The sequence below is a fragment of the Nannocystis punicea genome, from assembly GCF_026965555.1.
In the GTDB taxonomy this organism is placed as follows: Bacteria; Myxococcota_A; Polyangia; order Nannocystales; family Nannocystaceae; genus Nannocystis; species Nannocystis punicea.
On the sequence record NZ_CP114040.1, the window covers coordinates 1,496,393 to 1,511,498 of the forward strand.

Below are 15,106 nucleotides of genomic sequence, written 5' to 3' on the forward strand. Positions count from 1 at the left end.
ATGTACAGCCTGCTGGGTCCGTCCGAGTGTGTGAAGAGCGTGCGGTCGTGGGTGCGGCGGTCCGGCGGCCGCGGCGACGGCGACCTGCTGGCGCTCAAGGCCGAGTACAACGCCCTGCTCGCCGAGCTGCAGGGCGACGCCGCCTGCACTCGCAGCGGCCGGCCCGAGTTCGTCGACGACCCGGTCGACGAGGCGCGCCTGTTGGCCGCGTTCGTCGAGGCGCCGACCGAGAACGACATCCTCGCGGCGATCACCCCCGAGGTCGTGGCGGCGACCATCGACGCGCGCGACCCCGATTTCATCGGCTTCACCCGCGCGGCCACGATCGCCGCGGCGCAGCGCCTGTACGACCTCGACCCGGATCGCGGCGCGGTGTTCGGCCTGATCGTCAACCGCCTGTTCTGCGCCCGCCTGGCCCACAACCTCGGCGGCTCGACGCACCGCTCGGTCGGCGCGGTGTGGATCAACCTGCCGGAGTCGACGCCGGCGCTCGACCGCGTCGAGTTCCTGATGCACGAGCTGACCCACAACCTGCTGTTCGTCGACGACCGCGCGCACGGCCACTTCGCCAGCGCGGCCGCGTTCAGCGTGCGCGAGGGCGGGGCGACGTCGGCGATCCGCCGGACCCCGCGCCCGCTCTATTGCGTGTTCCACAGCCTGTTGGTGGCAGTCGAGATCTTCGCCTTGCGGGCCCAGGTCCTCGGTCACCCCGACGCGCCGGTGCTGCACCCGGCGTCGCCCAAGTTGCTCGCCGATTGCATCGCCACTGCCGCGTCGATCCGCGAGATCGCGGGATGGCAAGAGATGTTCACCGCGCGCGGGCGCCACCTGTTCGACCTGTGCCAGATCTTCCTCGCCGAGCAGGCCCGGAGCACCCGCGCCGATCGCCCGCCCGTCGCGGTCGCCCTGCAGGCATTGTGATGTGGCGACTGTCGGACGCGGACATGTTCCTCCTGTGGAAGGAGGTCGAGCGGCGCCACGGGCCGCGGGCCAGCGCGCGCGTCGAGGCGATGCTGGTCGGCATGACGGGGCGCGGCGAGCCGGCGGCGGCGCCCGGGCAGCACGTGGCCGACTTCGTGTTCCCGGGCCTGCCGACGCGGCCGTGGTACGAGGCCGAAGAGTTCGCGTGGGTGCCGGCGCTCGAGCAGCGGGCCTCGCAGATCCACCGCGCCTTTCGCTCGGTGCGGGCCGGGGGCGCGGGGGTCGAACACTACCTGCCGCGCGACCAGGGCCCGACGCGCACGACCGCGGCCGGGCTGGCGCCGCCCGAGGAGGGCTGGCGCGCGTACTTCTTCGTCCGCGACGGCAGCGTGCGCGCGGAGGCGTGCCGGCGCTGCCCCGAGGTCGCGGCGGCGCTCGACGCGACGCCGCTGGGGCTCGGCGACGCGATGTTCTCGATCCTGGCCGGTCGCTCGGAGATCCCGCCGCACTGCGGCCTCAACAATTTGTGTTTGACGTGCCACCTCGCGCTCGAGGTGCCCGACGCGTGCGGGCTCGAGGCCGAGGACGAGGCGCGCGCGTGGCAGGCGGGTCGCTGCCTGATCTTCGACGACACGTTCCGTCACCGCGCCTGGAACGCGAGCGACCACGAGCGCGTGGTCCTGCTGTTCGACTTCTGGCACCCGGCATTGACGGCGGTCGAGCGCGAGGTGCTGCGCTGGCTCATCCCGCGGATCCGCCGCTGTCAGCCGGGCTGAACACGAGGTCGACGAGGTGCTGCAATGCGGTCCGCGTGGCGCTCGGGGCCACGGCGTCGCGATAGGCGTCGTACACCGCGCGGTCGTGCAGGCGCGCCCAGGCGACGCCCTCCTTGAAGCCCGACCACCGGCGCCCGACCAGGCCGTGGCGGATCTCGAGCAGCTGCGTCAGCAGCTCGGCCCGGCGCAGGCCGGCGAGCACCGGGTCGGGATCGTCGAGGCGCACCAGCATCTTGTCGGCCCACGCGCGCAGGGTCGCGACCTCGGTCGCGGCGGTCGTCGCGGGAGGCCTCGCGTGGGCGGCGGCGATGCGCTGCAGCAGCGCGGCGCCGCGGCCGTGATCGTCGCGCAGCACCACGGCCCCGTGCAGCCGCAGCAGCGCCGGCGCGGGCTCGCCGGCGACTGCAGCGTCCGACTCGACGAACACGTCGATCGCGGCGCCGCGCCAGGTGAACACCTCATGCAGCGAGGGTCCTGCGTCGCGCAGGGCGAACAGGTCGTGGTCGCTGTCCGCCTCGTGGTCGCCGCGGGCGCGCGAGCCGTAGAGCAGGACTGCGTGGCAGCCGTAGCGCCCGGCGATCATCGCCGCGATGTCGGACAGCGACGGCGTCACGCACGGACAAGGTAGCACCGTGCCGTCGGGCCAAAACGCAGGCGCAGCGAGGGTTCGAGCGGGACCACCTGAACGGGGTTCAGAGGCGAGAAAACGTCCATTCGTGCGCGCCATCGCGCTCCGGGCTCTTGTTTTTGCGACGGACCGTCGTAAACCATGGACCACCAGCGCGGGAGATCGTATGAGCACGCAGCGTAGAGCCCTCGTCGTCGGACTCGGCATCGCCGGCATGGCCTCGGCGATCGGGCTGCGGCAGGCGGGGTGGCAGGTGACCGTGATCGAGCGGGCGGCGCAGCGTCGGCTCGGTGGTTACTTCATCGGCCTGTTCGGCACCGGCCTCAGCGCCGCGCGGCGGCTCGGGGTGATGGATGCGGTGCACATGCGCACGCCGAAGAGCACGAAGACCTGGGCGGTCACTCGCGCCGGCGACCGCAGCCGCACCAATGGTTTCCTCGATCAGCCGGGCGAGCCGCAGGGCGTGCTGCGCGGCGACGTCGAGGCCGCGCTGTTCGAGCACCTCGGCGATGTCGAGGTGCGCTACGCGACGGTGCCGACGAGCATCGTCGACGTCGACGGCGGCGCGCTCGTCACCACGCGCCACGCCGCGACCGGCGACGAGCGGTGCGAAAAGTTCGATCTGGTCGTCGGCGCCGACGGCGTGCGCTCGACCGTCCGGCGCCTCGTGTTCGGCCCGCACGAGCGCTACGTGAAGCCGCTCCACGCGATGATCTGCGCCTTCCAGCTCGAGTCGCAGGTGCCGTACTTCCCGGCCGAGCACGGCCTCGTCCTGGCCGAGCCGCGGCGGTCGCTGTGGGTGTTTCCGTTCGAGGATTGCCCGCCGACCGCGCTGTTCTCGTACCGCACCCGCGACATCGACGCGCAGTTCCAGGGGCCCGTGCGCGAGGTGCTGCGGCGCACCTACGGGCCCGAGCCGCTCGGCGAGATCCTCGGCCACGTGCTCGAGCAGTTCGACCGCGCCGAGCACTGGCTGTTCGACTCCGTCAGTCAGGTGCACATGCCCTCGTGGCGCTCCGGTCGGACCGTCCTCGTCGGCGACGCGGCGTGGTGCATGACGTTGTACTCCGGCATGGGCGCGTCGGTGGGCCTGGCCGGCGGCTCGCTGCTCGGGCGGCTGGTCGCGCGGCATGGCGAGGACCTCGAGACCGCGCTGCGCACCTGGGAGGCGCGGCTGATGCCGTTCGCCCGTCAGCATCAGCGGGCCGCGCTGTTCAAGTCGCAGGTCTTCACGCCGAGCGGGCCCGTCATGCACTTCCTGCTCAAGGGCCTCAATCGCCTCGGCGCGAAGCGCAGCAAGGACAACGAGCCGACCGCGCTGGAGCAGTGGTTCGTGCGGCCGATGAACGTCGACTTCGCCGACTGATCTCCGCTATCACATGTCATGCCCAAGATCGACGCGCCCACCCTCGCCGAGCATCGGGAGACGATCTGGAAGCGCCTCCACGACGGCTTCCTGCAGGCCGTCGACGAGGAGGGCTACGGCGCGCTGACTCTGGCCTCGATCGCCCGGCACGCGGGCATCGCCCGCAACACCATCTACAACTATGCGCCGACCAAGGACGCGCTGCTCGTGGCGGTCGTCAAGGCGCAGGTCGAGCCGTTCGTGGCCGCGATCGTCGAGGAGTGCGCGCGCATCGACGACCCGGAGGCGCGGCTCGCCCTGGTCGTGCGGCGCCACCTGGCGGCCCTCGTGCCGGGCGTCCACGGGCTCTCGATCGTCAACGCCCTGGAGAACATCCTGCCCGCCGAGGTGAGCGGCGCGATCGCGTCGTTCTTCCAGCCGGTGTTCGCAATCGTCGCCGGCATCGTCGAGCAGGGCATCCGCGCGGGCATGTTCCGCCCGGTCGCGGACGTGCGGCGCCTGGTCGAGATGATGGTCGGGGTCATGCACGCGGCCCGGCGCTCGGTGGTCGCGGGCGAGCCGGTCGAGGTGGTCGTGGCCGAGACCACGGAGTTCTTGCTCGGAGGCCTGCGTGGCCGGCAGGAGCCCGGCCGGCCGGGTCGCTCCGCGTAGCGCGGATGCACCGAGGGATACCGTCGCGGGCTCGCGGACCCGGGCCGAGGACGCGTGGGTTCCGGTCGCGGCTCGCGTCTCGCGCAGCCGGTCCCGTGGCGCTTGCGTTGCGAGGTCGAGGCCGCGACCATCGCGGCGATGGCCAAGCTCACCAACCTTCCGCGGGGTCCGGTCGCGCTCGCGCCCGACGTCGAGGCGCAGCTCGGACGGCTCGCCGCGCAGCTCGGGCGCCCGGCGGCGGTGACCGTCGATCCCGCGCTCGTCGAGGAGGTGGAGGCGGAGCTCCGCACCGCGATCCCCTTCGAGATCCTCGCAGTGCTGGCGGTCGAGAATCGCTACCCGATCTGGCTGGCGGCGTGGACGCGGGACATCGACGATTACTACGTGACGAGCGGCGGCGGGATGCGGTTCCCCCACGTCGCGTTCGCGCAGCTCGTGGGCACGGCCGGCGACTGGACCGCGGAGCCCGTCTTCGCCGCGTTCAAGCGCACCGACGATCGGAGCGAGGCGCGGCTGGTGCGGTGGGACCTGCGCAAGCCGGGCCCGAACGGCGAGCCGTATTCGCTGGCGCAGTACCTCGCGGAGCGCCACGAGCCGCTGCGCCCCGGCCCCGCAGCGCCGCTGAAGCTGGCGATCGAGCCGCCGCCGGTGGTCGAGCGCTGGGCGACGCACGCGAAGTTCGGCCGCGGCCGCGTGCTCGTCCGCGCGGAGGGCAAGACGAAGATCGAGTTCGCCGACGGGGTGCGCACCCTCGCCGACAACTTCTTGAAGTTCGAGTGATCGCCGCGGCGGCACGCGGCCCGTCTTGAGCGATGGGGCGCTCGACGGGCCGATGTGGAGAACCAGGGGTCCTCCGTCAGACCAGCGCCGGCGTGACGGTGGGGGTCCCTGCGATTGCCCGCGAGCTGCGAAAACGTCCGCCGACGTCGCCGCTCACGAGCAGTACACTCGAGGGCATTCGCCTCAAGGCTGCACGGAGCTCACCTGGACGTTCTGGTGCTCCGAATGGTGCGCCGCGTCGAAGGTGATATCCACGCTGGTGGCCCCCTGGATCGTCGCCAACGCGTTCGAGCACTGGAATCGGACACCCTGGCCGGTGAGGGCCGTGAGGGCGATTTTCATCGGTTGCGCAGTCATCAGAATGATCGCGTTGGCGTCGTGGTAAGCATTGTCGCGCAAGGTGATCGTGGGCATCGTCTCCTCCTCTTCGTGTGAAACGCCAGATGTGCCATGAATTGAACGCTGGCGAGTTTGCTCGAAGGATGGGTCGTCAGCGACGTCCGATCGAGCGGTTCAGCTCCGAGATGCGGCTCGCAGGATCGCGGCCGAGTCGCCCGGAGTCATGCCATGAAACCACATTATCACGGTCTTTGTCCCGAAGGCAACGCCCGATCTTCCGCGTCAGGTCGCATTCGTCGCCCGCATGAGCTGCTCCAGCCGGGCGGCGGAAAAGCTGTGCCAGCGCGCGCTGGAGACGAGCTTCGGGCTGGTGTTGCGCGGGTGGATCGTGGCTATGTAGAGGTCGGTGTGGGGGTTTACCGCGAGTCGCTTCGGATGCGGGCTCCAGACCATCGCGTTGTCTTCACCCACGTCGACGTTCGGGAACCGGACCCGCTCCCAGAGCTGCCGGGTGTAACAGAGCGTGCCGCCGCACACCCACGGCCGGGCGCCGTCATAGACGTATCGCCAGGCCTGGCGGCTCTCCGGAGCATAAAAGAACACCTTGTTCAATCCGCAGACGTCGGCCCCCTCGGCCCGGAGGGTCCGGACCTGTGAACTCAACCACTGCGGCGACATCCAGTCGTCGTCGTCCCAGTGGGCAATCAGTGCGCCGCGCGCCATCTCGCACGCCAAATTGCGCTTTTCGCCCAGGCTGACGCGGCGGTCGAGACGGCGGTAGCGCACGTTGTCCAGCCGCGGGATCAGGTCCTCGACGCCTTCTCCGCCGTCGTCGAGCACGATCAGCTCGCGCTCCGGATAATCCTGGGCCACGAAGTGCCGGATGGCCTGCGCGACGAAGGCCCGGCGATCGGCGGTGGGCATGATACAGGAGACCAGCGGCCGCGCGGAGCGAGGCGAGGGCGGCGTGAGAGCTGCCGGCGCGCGGTAGAACTCCCGATCCGGCCCGATGAAGTCGGGCTCGGGCACCTGCGACCAGCCGCTCTGCTGCAAGTAGCGGCCTTCCTTGAATTTCCACGTGTTGCCGTCATGGCGCACATAAACGTAGAGATCCCGCCCGGGCACGCGGCACAGCCGGGCGCCGTCGCGCATTGCGTTGACCATGAAGTCCGCGTCCTCGCGCAGAGACGTCGCGGGATAGGGTCCGCTGCGCAAAAAGACCTCCCGGCGAAACACCAGCGTCCCGCCGCTGACGTTCTCGACGAACAGCCGGCGAAAGAGGGCACGCGTGACCGCCCAAAACTCCGCGGCGTGGAGCACCAGAAACAGGATATCGCTGAGCCCGGTGATGTCCGCGAGGCCGCGGACGATCGGCATGACCTGACGGGTCAGCCGCTGGTCGCTCTGCCAGTCGTCGTCGTCCCAATGGGCGATGATCTCTCCGCGAGCCGCGCGGAGCGCCTCGTTGCGCTTGCCGCCGATGCTGCGCTGCGTGGTCCGGACCGCGCGAACGTCCGGGCCCTCGATGGCTCCCGGCAGATCGGCGTCGTCTTCATGGACGATGATGAGCTCGCGGTTGGGGTAGGCCTGTCGGCGAAAATAGGCGATCGATCGGGCCACGAACTCCGGCCGGCCCCGGGTCGGCATGATACAGCTGACGAGCGGCAGGGCGCAGCGCTCGCCGGCCGCGCCGGGCGCAGCGCGGAGCGGCAAGCGGACGCGGGTCGTCGACGCGGGCGCAAAATCAGGGCAGGCGTCCCCGTGGCAATGAGCGTGGTAGGGCGCATCATCGCCGCCGGGTCCGGCCCGGCGACCGCAGAAGCGATCTTGATACAGACGTTTGTTCACCTCGAACAGCGCCAGCTCGTCGGCGATGCGCCAGCTCGTGATCGGCCCCCGCCGCACGAACGCAGCCTGGACCCAGACCCCCCTGAACCCCGCGCGGGCCGCACGGACGCCGTAGTCCATCTCCCAGCACGGGCCCCGCCCGTAGCTCGCATCCGCGGCCCCGATCGCGGCGACGACCTCCTTGCGGACCGCCAGGCAGAAGTCGGACAAGCTGTGCAACGGCGCCATCGACCGCCAACTCTCGCCGAATCGCTGCACCAGCGACTCTGCCTCGCGCTCGACATCATGGGCCGAATCACCGCACTCGGCCGCCACCGCCTGCTCGTTCCAGCAGCGGTTGGTCGAAGGTCCGGCCAGGCCGTTGCCCGGATCCGCGTCGAGCGCTCGCAACAGCCGCTCGAGCCAGTCGGGGCCCGGCCTCGCGCCATCTTCGAGAAATACGTAGATGTCGGCGGGGTGCGCCACGAGCTCGTTGAAGCTGACCGCCGCCCCCCCTGGCCCCGGCACCGCGAGCCGGGCGACGTTGCAGCTGGCGAGCGCCTGCGCGAGCGGCTGCGCCTCGCCCGGGGCAGGATCGACGAGCACGATCAATTCAAAGGCGTGAGCGGTGGTCTCGTGGAGCGCCAGGAGCGTCTCGGTCGCCGTGTGCGCCGAGGTGACATGGACGCCGATCAGGATCCGACGCGTCGAGCTCTGCATCACCACACCTCGTCGCTGGCGACCAGCCCGTCGCCGAGGAGGTGCTCCAGCGCTCGCCACGGGCTGTCCGGCGAATCGTCGGTCCAATCCCGCACCTCCGAGAGGCGCTGGTCGACGCGGTCGCGATCGCGACCCGCGGCGCCGTGGAGGTAGCGGTAGCACCGGCGCAACTCCTCGATGCACGCGCCGATATGGGCCTGGCGCAGGGCCGGCGCGGGGGCGTGGAACGACACGTAGGCGGTCGGCATGCCGAACGCGGCGAGCTCCCGCCAGCGGCCCGGGATCAGCGAATACTCTCCGCCCTCGACGTCCATCTTGATGAAGCCGCAGTCGTCGATGGCATGGTTCACCAAGAACTCCGCGAGGGCGACCCCGTCGACGCGGCAGCTCGGCTGCCCGGGACGATGGGCGGTCGCCACCATGCCCGACATGCTGTCGCCGAACGCGCTGGCCTCGCCGTGATACATGCCCCCGGCATAGAGCTCGACGGGCCCCGACCGCGGCGCGATGCATTGGCGATGAAGGACGATGCGTTCACGCAGCGCGGGGTTCTCCGCGACATTGACCGCGAGCGCCGCGTGGGCGACGCTGTCGGGCTCGATGGCGTGGACCCGACGGGCGAGCTGAGCGGCGTAGAGCGTCGTCGGCCCGATCCACGCGCCGATGTCGAGGCAGCTGCGATTCGGGGTGAGGAAGCGATCGAACACGTCGAAGGTGTGAGGCTCCCAGTGCCCGGCGTTCACGCGCTCCCAGAACTTGCGGTGAGCTCCACCGGCATGGACATGGAAGCGACGGTCATGGACGGATACGATCGAGATCATGGGTTCGGCTCCTGTCAGATCGTCTCGGGAGCTCCGTCCGCGGCTCTGCCGTGGAACAGGAAGGCGTTCCCATGGAAGTCGAAGCCCGGTAGATCGATGTCACACCAGACCCCGTGAGTGAACCTGTCGGTGCCGGTGACCAACTTCATGCTGATGCGGACGTCCGGATCCTCGTAGCCAGCCTCGACGGCCTCGCTCGAGAAGATCTCGATCGAGACCGGCAGGATGAAGTCCTTGCCGTAAAACCTGGCCTTCCTGCTGATCGGCTCGACCAGGACCGCCTTGAAAACACCCACCTGGTCGTAGATCAGGCGAAATTCGAAATGGTAGTCCTCGCACGGTCGCCAGGTCAGCGGGACCACCGAGCCCGGCACGGTGCTCGCGGCCGGCAAGGGCTGGGCAGGGTAGATGGCGACCTCGCCGGCCCCGTCCGGGTAGAGCTCATTCACCCGCACGCTCTCGACCGGAGATACCGAGTCGACCGAGAGGTCTTCATCGCCGACCGCATGGCGGGAGAGCGCCCCGATCTCGCTCATCGATGCCTCCACGCGCTCGAGGTTCGAACTCGCGTCCCCGAGGCCGTCGCAGCCGAACACATAGCCGCCCTGCTTGGCGACGACGTTCTCCTCCACGATGCTCATGCCGCACGAGACCACGAGCTGCACCTGCACCTCGGCCGCGCCCGGCAGCTGCGGCGAGTTCAACAGCCGACCGCCAGCCTCGCCGTCGTGATCCAGACAGATCTCTAGCCCCCACGTGATGCCGTCGAGGTCGAAGATCCCCGCCCCGTCATAGTTGACGCGCTGCTGCTCCCGGCCCGGCCCGGGTGCGCGACTCGGATCGAGGTGCTCGACCGCCGCCCAGAGCAGGCCGTCGTCGGTCGCAGCGCCGGCGATGAAGTCGATCCCCGACTTGAGCTCCTTCACGACCACGCGCGCGCCGGCGTCGCCCCGGGCCGCGGTGCCGCCCTTTTGGATCAGCGAGAAGTTGTAGACCTCCTTGACGGTCGTCGGATCGATGACGGGCGGGCTGCCGATCGCGGGCGCCGAGACCCCCAGGATCGTGCCGAAGCAGAATATCCAATCCTTCCAGCGGTCCTCGGCGACCATCGCCTGCAGCAGTCCGATCGCCCGCTGAACGTCCTCCATCGGGTACGCGCCCTGGGGGCCGCGAAAGAAGAACTCCGGGGCGACGAACACCGTGAGCGTCGTACCGTCGTCCTCCGGCGCCGTCGGCGGCGAGGACCCGTGCGGGAGGTTGTCGCGCGCGGTCTGTATGGCGCGCAGCATGAGCCGGCACCGTGTCTCGACGTCCAGGTCCAGTCGCTTCAGGCCCAAGTACGTGCCGCTGTCGATCACGTCGTCATCCCAGACCGTATTGGCCGGGGCGGTGCCGATCTCGTAAGCGATGAATTGAACGTGCGTGTACGGCATGGTCGTTTCTCTGAGCGGATCGCGAGAGGGATGACATCACCAGGGCCTGGCGCGCAGGCCCGAGGTGAACTTGATGATGTAGTTCACGTAGATGTTCGACGGCCGGGTCTCGTACTGGCTCACGTGGACGGGGCTCGGCGCGGCGTTCCCGGTGACCGGGCCGCCGCTCGTGAGCTGGGACTCGCCGACCGGCGCACCCGCTGCGGAGCCGCTGTTGGCCGGGGCGGCGGTGGTCCTGGCGGCCAGATAGGTGTGCTCGTGCGTCTGGGTCGCGAACGGCTGGATCGAACCGACGCCGCTGTTGCGGGCCGCGCCGCCGGCCGGGTCTGTGCGCGTGGCGGCGTCCCTGTCGACGCCGGCCCCGGCATCGACGCCGCGCAAGAAATAGCCGCGATAGTCGGGGATGCGAAAGCTCCCCGCACTGCCGCCATACACATAGCCGAGCACCGAGAACAGCTCCGGATATTGCGCGACGCTCAGCGAGCGTCCGTCGCACAGCATCCAGCCCCAGCCCTCGAGCGGGCGGGTGACGTGATCGCCGTCCGTCGGCGCGAGGGCGCCGGCGAAGGCCACGAGCGCGCCGACCGGTACCTCACCGAAGGGGGTCGACCCGAACCCCAGCGGACGCTCGCCCGCGAAATGCATCACGCGTCCTCCGGGGTCGAGACAGGCACGTTCGGGCCCGCGACGAGGGATTCGTCGAGGATCTGCATCGACGTCGGGACCACGATCTCCCAGGACCGCCCGACCTCGCGCTCCGATCGCTCGGCGTGCACGGTGCGCTCGAGGTCGTTGACCAGCGCGAGGTCCCCCGCCAGCACCGGGACCAGCCGCTCCATGCCGCCCCACAGCCCGCCGGACGAGAACGCGTACAGGAACGACGTCACGTGAGCGGGCCGGACCGGCAGCAGCACCCGCGCTCGCTCGGCCTGCAGGAAGCTGGTGAACAGAGGATCGTCGTTGCGCTCCGCAGTCTCGGCGCCCGCGGGGTCCTGCAGGAGCCTCGCGCGGGGGCTGACATGGAAGCTGTAGGCCATCTCGCTCCATTCGAGCGCCTCGTCGAGGAACTGGAGATAGCGGGGCTCATCGACGATGGACGGCGACGGCGGCGAGCTCACGGCGCCGGGGTCGCAGGCCCCGGTCAACCGGGCCATGCGCTCGAGCAGCAGGTGCGTACAAGCTTGCATGAGTTCGCCCCGCTCGATCTGCCGGTTGGCCAGGGACGAGCGGGCGGACGGGGTCTGCCCGCCGGCGCCGAGCTCGGCGTAGTACTCCGCGAGCCGCTGTTGATGCGCCTTGAGCAACGACCGATAGACGCCGATGCGCCACTCGTCCGTGGTACGGATCGTGGGCTCGCATTCGACCTCGACGTTGACGAGCACCTGCGCCTCCGAGGGCGGCGACAGGCCGGCCTCGAGGCCCATCACCGACACGGGGATCGTCGAGTCCTCGCCGTAGGGGCGCAACGCGGCGCTGGCGCTGCCCGCGTTGAATGCCTGGCGGCCGACCAGCACCACCGGCGGCGGGAGGCCGGCGGGCGTCGACACGCAGTCGACGAAGGCGTTCGTCGCACAATACCCGGTAGGCACGGCGATCTGTTGCACCTCGCCCGCGCGCAGCGTCGCGGTCACGTACTTGTGGGCCAGCGGCGGCGGCTCGAGCTCCGTCACACCATAGACGGCCCCCGTCTGCGCGTAATTGTCGGGGTCGATATCCTTGAACGAGAGTATGCCGAGCGCCGCGGGCGGGACCGGGCGGGCGAGGGCGTGTCCGGTCAGGGCCGCCGCCTGCGCGATATGGCGGGCCGCCGGCCGCGAGATCATGAACTCCATCATGAGCCGATTCCCATAGTTGATGACGGACGCCTGGTAGACCTTGTTGAGCCAGCGGAACACGGCGCACATGTTCATCTCGCCGCCGGTGTTGTCGATGACGCTCGTGACGACGTCCTCGACCTGGTCCGTGGTGCTGGTCGTCCTCGCCACCTCGATCTTGCGGCGAATCCGGTTGACGGACTTGTTGAGGGTCTCGCGGGCGAAACGGGTGACGTCGTCGACGCCGGGGTTGGGCCCCTGGGTGGTCGTTCGATTCTTGCTCCCATTGAGGGTGGCCAGCGTCGGCGGACCGTAGCTGGTGTTGAAGTTCGAGTAGTTGTCCGCGACCGACTTCTCCGCCACCAATCTACGGGTCTCCTCGAGCAAGCTGCTGCGCTCGTCCGAGTCGTCGTTCTGCAGGAATTGTTCCTCGCTACCCTGATTCTTCTGGACGTCGACTCGTCGCGTCATGTGGCGTCTGGAGGACTCCCTGCGTTCGCCGCGCATGACGTTCTCGATTCGTGCGATCTCCCCGGGCATATAGCGGAGCAGCCGGTGGCGAACCATCTGCAGGTCACCGATCGCGTAGGGCTCGATCCAACCCGCCGCGACCGCGGGCGCCGGGGCGCCGGGCCGGGTCGTCGCGGGCGGGAGCGGGAAGATGCTCACGGGGAGCAGCACCCTGGCGTCGAGGAGCTCGGCGAGCTGGCTCGGCTCGAGCTCGGGGACCGTCGACTCCCGGGTCGTGGTCATGACGAGACCGATGATGTGACCGAGCCAGAGCGATTGGGCGAGATCGTTGAGCAGGGCCCAGTCGTAGCCGAGCGTCACGACCAGCGCGAAGTAGCTCTGCCAGATCCGGTCGAGCTTCGCCCGGTAGTCCGCGCCGCTGAAGTAGATCGCCGGCTCGCCGTGCCGCTCGAGCAGCGCCTCGATCTCCTCGAGGAGCCGCTCCATCGAGACGTCCGGGGACCGCTGAACGCGACCTGCCAGCGCGGCAAAATCACCGATCGGGCCCGCGAGGTCGCGCACGTCGCCGATGAATTGGCCCTCGTACGGTGAATCTCCGTCGATGAATTTCACCGCGAGATCCTCGGCCGCGGCGCGCCCTTGCTCGCGGGCCGCGCCGAGGTCCTCATAGAAGCTGCTCGATGGCGGGCTGCTGGCGAAATACTCGATGAAGCCGTACCTCTGGTCGTCCTCGGGCACCCGGGGCCAGCGGCGGACGTAGACGTAGGTGAACAGGGAATTGGGCTGAGCCGAGATGACCGGCAGCGGGCTGCCGGCCGCGGTCGGGGCCTCGGATCCGGGGGTGGGCGGGGGCGGGATCCAGGGCGCAGGTCCTTTGCGGCTCGGGCACGCCACCATCAGGCCCTCGAAGTGTTGTTCGTAGTCCAGGCCGAAGTAGATATCGGCGAAAATGCCGGTGTTTTCGACCCCGTCGATATGGATATGGGCGCGCTGCTCGAGGGTGCCTCGCACGCGGCAGCCCGAGCGGAATCCGAGGTCGATCCGCTCGACCCGGGCCTCGGGGATGGTGACGAGGCGCTCGTCCCACGGCGTCTGGGCGCATGAGACCCTGGCGGTCGAAGGGAGACCATCGCTCGGATCGCGGCTGATGGTAAAATCGAAGACCAACCGCCCGTCGAGGCCTGTCCAGACTCTTTTTACCATCTCGTTCATATGCGACCCGATGTGTCGTCGCCCGCTCCCCGACGGAGCAGGCGGCCGTGAATCAGCCCATGACCACGTTCTCGAGCCGGAAGGTGAACGGCGAGGAGTCGCGCCCCGGGCCGCCGCCGGTCATGACGATGTCGGCGCTGGCGATGCCGAGCAGCGACAGCTCGGTGTTCACGCTCGAGACGATCGCGGAGTTCATCACCTGGCCCTGGACCACCTGGGACGCCACGCCGATCCAGATGGTGGGCTTGAACTGGAAGACCGCCTTCTGCTGGGGCGAGATCGAGGTCTTGGTCGCGAGCAGAGCGCCCCCCTTGTAGATGTTGGCGTTGATCGACCCGCGCGGCAGCGCGTTGAGCACCTGGACCTCGCTGGAGCTCGTGCCCGAGCCGGCCAGCGCCAGCCGATCGCCGGAGGTCGTGAGGGTCATGTTGAACAGCTGGCCATTCTGCGCGGGTAACTGGGGGGTGAAGTTGCCGTAGCTGTCGCTGGCGGACACGGCCATCTGCATGGGAAAGGTGAAGGGGTGGTTGTCACCCTGCCCGCAGTACTGAATGACGCGCCACGCCACCGCCAGCTCGTCGAAGGTCGTCGCCACGTTCTTCTGGAAGATGACGATCTGGGAGTTGTTGGCGTCGTTCGAGTTGTTGATGAAGTTCAGCTTGATGTCCATGATTCTTCCCTCTCTTCGAATCGCTACTCAGTACGGTTGTATGTTTTCGAGTGTGAACGCGTGCGGCCGGGCGTCTGGACCCGGGCCTCCGCCGGTCATCACGATGTCGGCGCTGCCGATCCCGACCAGGGACAGGCGGGTGTTGATGCGCTCGAGGACGGCCGACTCGAGGGCGGCGGATTGAACGACCTGCGAGGCCACGCCGATCCACAAGGTGGGTTGAAAGCGAAAGACCGCCTTCTGTCCCGGGGCGACCGCGGTCTTGCGGGACACCAGCAGGCCTGCCTTGTAGATGTTGACGTCGACCGAGCCGCGCGGCAGCGCGTTGGCGACCTCGATCTCCGCCGAATGCGCCGCGTTCGGGTCCCGATCCAGCCGCCGCCCCGAGGGCGTGGGTCTCACCACCAGCGCCTGGCCATTGGCGACCGGCGCGCGGGGCGAATAGTTGCCATGGGAGTCGCCGATGGCGACCTCGAAGTCGGTCGGGTAGACGAAGGGGTGGTAGCAATCTCGGCCGCAATTGCGGATGACCTTCCACGCCAGCGTCAGCTCCTCGAGGTCGGCCAGGACGTTCTTTTGGAACAGGACGATGTTCGGCCTGTGCTCGTCGTCGGACCGATTGATGACCTTCAGTCGAATATTCATCGTAGCAGCTCCTGAACGCCGAATGGACGAGT

The 15,106-nt window shown here is 69.2% G+C and carries 14 protein-coding genes; 5 read left to right on the forward strand and 9 right to left on the reverse strand.

Annotated features, from left to right (window positions below; translation table 11 throughout):
- Together O0S08_RS05765 and O0S08_RS05770 are read left to right on the forward strand one after the other, a co-directional pair.
- A complete protein-coding gene (locus tag O0S08_RS05765) occupies positions 1-921 on the forward strand; it encodes an aKG-HExxH-type peptide beta-hydroxylase (protein WP_269037996.1) in 921 nt (306 codons plus the stop codon).
- On the forward strand, positions 921-1,697 hold the full coding sequence (locus tag O0S08_RS05770) for an aspartyl/asparaginyl beta-hydroxylase domain-containing protein (protein WP_269037997.1): 777 nt from the start codon (positions 921-923) through the stop codon (positions 1,695-1,697). The genes O0S08_RS05765 and O0S08_RS05770 overlap by 1 nt, the downstream gene beginning before the upstream one ends.
- Here O0S08_RS05770 and O0S08_RS05775 read toward each other — a convergent pair.
- Positions 1,663-2,310, reverse strand: coding sequence for a nucleotidyltransferase domain-containing protein (locus tag O0S08_RS05775; RefSeq protein WP_269037998.1), 648 nt, complete (start codon positions 2,308-2,310; stop codon positions 1,663-1,665). The two genes, O0S08_RS05770 and O0S08_RS05775, sit on opposite strands and share 35 nt — an antisense overlap.
- A 181-nt stretch (positions 2,311-2,491) precedes the next feature.
- On the opposite strand from O0S08_RS05775, the gene O0S08_RS05780 reads away from it, so the two are divergent.
- The 3 genes from O0S08_RS05780 (at position 2,492) to O0S08_RS05790 (ending at position 5,122) form a co-directional block, all read left to right on the forward strand.
- A complete protein-coding gene (locus tag O0S08_RS05780) occupies positions 2,492-3,691 on the forward strand; it encodes an FAD-dependent monooxygenase (RefSeq protein WP_269037999.1) in 1,200 nt (399 codons plus the stop codon).
- An 18-nt stretch (positions 3,692-3,709) separates the two neighbouring features.
- Positions 3,710-4,342 (forward strand): TetR/AcrR family transcriptional regulator, encoded by a 633-nt coding sequence (locus O0S08_RS05785; RefSeq protein ID WP_269038000.1) that lies wholly within the window; start codon positions 3,710-3,712, stop codon positions 4,340-4,342.
- Between the two features lie 138 nt (positions 4,343-4,480).
- Complete coding sequence (locus O0S08_RS05790) at positions 4,481-5,122, forward strand: hypothetical protein (RefSeq protein ID WP_269038001.1); 642 nt, start codon at positions 4,481-4,483, stop codon at positions 5,120-5,122.
- A 183-nt stretch (positions 5,123-5,305) separates the two neighbouring features.
- Here the strand turns inward: O0S08_RS05790 and O0S08_RS05795 are convergent, their stop codons facing one another.
- The 8 genes from O0S08_RS05795 to O0S08_RS05830 all read right to left on the reverse strand — a co-directional run bounded on the left by O0S08_RS05795 (position 5,306) and on the right by O0S08_RS05830 (position 15,074).
- A complete protein-coding gene (locus O0S08_RS05795) occupies positions 5,306-5,536 on the reverse strand; it encodes a hypothetical protein (RefSeq protein WP_269038002.1) in 231 nt (76 codons plus the stop codon).
- 207 nt (positions 5,537-5,743) lie between these two features.
- The gene (locus O0S08_RS05800; RefSeq protein WP_269038003.1) at positions 5,744-8,008 is read right to left on the reverse strand and encodes a glycosyltransferase; all 2,265 of its coding nucleotides are present in this window, start codon (positions 8,006-8,008) and stop codon (positions 5,744-5,746) included.
- Positions 8,008-8,829, reverse strand: coding sequence for an FkbM family methyltransferase (locus tag O0S08_RS05805; RefSeq protein ID WP_269038004.1), 822 nt, complete (start codon positions 8,827-8,829; stop codon positions 8,008-8,010). Before O0S08_RS05805 ends, O0S08_RS05800 begins: the two co-directional genes overlap by 1 nt.
- A gap of 14 nt (positions 8,830-8,843) precedes the next feature.
- Positions 8,844-10,262 (reverse strand): hypothetical protein, encoded by a 1,419-nt coding sequence (locus tag O0S08_RS05810; protein WP_269038005.1) that lies wholly within the window; start codon positions 10,260-10,262, stop codon positions 8,844-8,846.
- Between the two features lie 36 nt (positions 10,263-10,298).
- Entirely contained in the window at positions 10,299-10,907 is a 609-nt protein-coding gene (locus O0S08_RS05815) for a phage tail protein (RefSeq protein WP_269038006.1), read from the reverse strand.
- Positions 10,907-13,759, reverse strand: a complete 2,853-nt coding sequence (locus tag O0S08_RS05820; RefSeq protein WP_269038007.1) for a hypothetical protein — start codon at positions 13,757-13,759, stop codon at positions 10,907-10,909. The genes O0S08_RS05815 and O0S08_RS05820 overlap by 1 nt, the downstream gene beginning before the upstream one ends.
- A gap of 52 nt (positions 13,760-13,811) precedes the next feature.
- A complete protein-coding gene (locus tag O0S08_RS05825; RefSeq protein ID WP_269038008.1) occupies positions 13,812-14,429 on the reverse strand; it encodes a hypothetical protein in 618 nt (205 codons plus the stop codon).
- Positions 14,430-14,456: 27 nt separating this feature from the next.
- A complete protein-coding gene (locus O0S08_RS05830; RefSeq protein ID WP_269038009.1) occupies positions 14,457-15,074 on the reverse strand; it encodes a hypothetical protein in 618 nt (205 codons plus the stop codon).
- Positions 15,075-15,106: the final 32 nt, after the last annotated feature.

Bases quoted from the DNA above. Each gene is read 5' to 3' on its own strand.
- O0S08_RS05795 (WP_269038002.1), bottom strand. From the start codon at position 5,536: ATGCCCACGATCACCTTGCGCGACAATGCTTACCACGACGCCAACGCG.
- O0S08_RS05770 (WP_269037997.1), top strand. From the start codon at position 921: ATGTGGCGACTGTCGGACGCGGACATGTTCCTCCTGTGGAAGGAGGTC.
- O0S08_RS05765 (WP_269037996.1), top strand. From the start codon at position 1: ATGTACAGCCTGCTGGGTCCGTCCGAGTGTGTGAAGAGCGTGCGGTCG.
- O0S08_RS05820 (WP_269038007.1), bottom strand. From the start codon at position 13,759: ATGAACGAGATGGTAAAAAGAGTCTGGACAGGCCTCGACGGGCGGTTG.
- O0S08_RS05785 (WP_269038000.1), top strand. From the start codon at position 3,710: ATGCCCAAGATCGACGCGCCCACCCTCGCCGAGCATCGGGAGACGATC.
- O0S08_RS05790 (WP_269038001.1), top strand. From the start codon at position 4,481: ATGGCCAAGCTCACCAACCTTCCGCGGGGTCCGGTCGCGCTCGCGCCC.
- O0S08_RS05800 (WP_269038003.1), bottom strand. From the start codon at position 8,008: ATGCAGAGCTCGACGCGTCGGATCCTGATCGGCGTCCATGTCACCTCG.
- O0S08_RS05780 (WP_269037999.1), top strand. From the start codon at position 2,492: ATGAGCACGCAGCGTAGAGCCCTCGTCGTCGGACTCGGCATCGCCGGC.
- O0S08_RS05810 (WP_269038005.1), bottom strand. From the start codon at position 10,262: ATGCCGTACACGCACGTTCAATTCATCGCTTACGAGATCGGCACCGCC.
- O0S08_RS05825 (WP_269038008.1), bottom strand. From the start codon at position 14,429: ATGGACATCAAGCTGAACTTCATCAACAACTCGAACGACGCCAACAAC.
- O0S08_RS05830 (WP_269038009.1), bottom strand. From the start codon at position 15,074: ATGAATATTCGACTGAAGGTCATCAATCGGTCCGACGACGAGCACAGG.
- O0S08_RS05805 (WP_269038004.1), bottom strand. From the start codon at position 8,829: ATGATCTCGATCGTATCCGTCCATGACCGTCGCTTCCATGTCCATGCC.
- O0S08_RS05815 (WP_269038006.1), bottom strand. From the start codon at position 10,907: ATGCATTTCGCGGGCGAGCGTCCGCTGGGGTTCGGGTCGACCCCCTTC.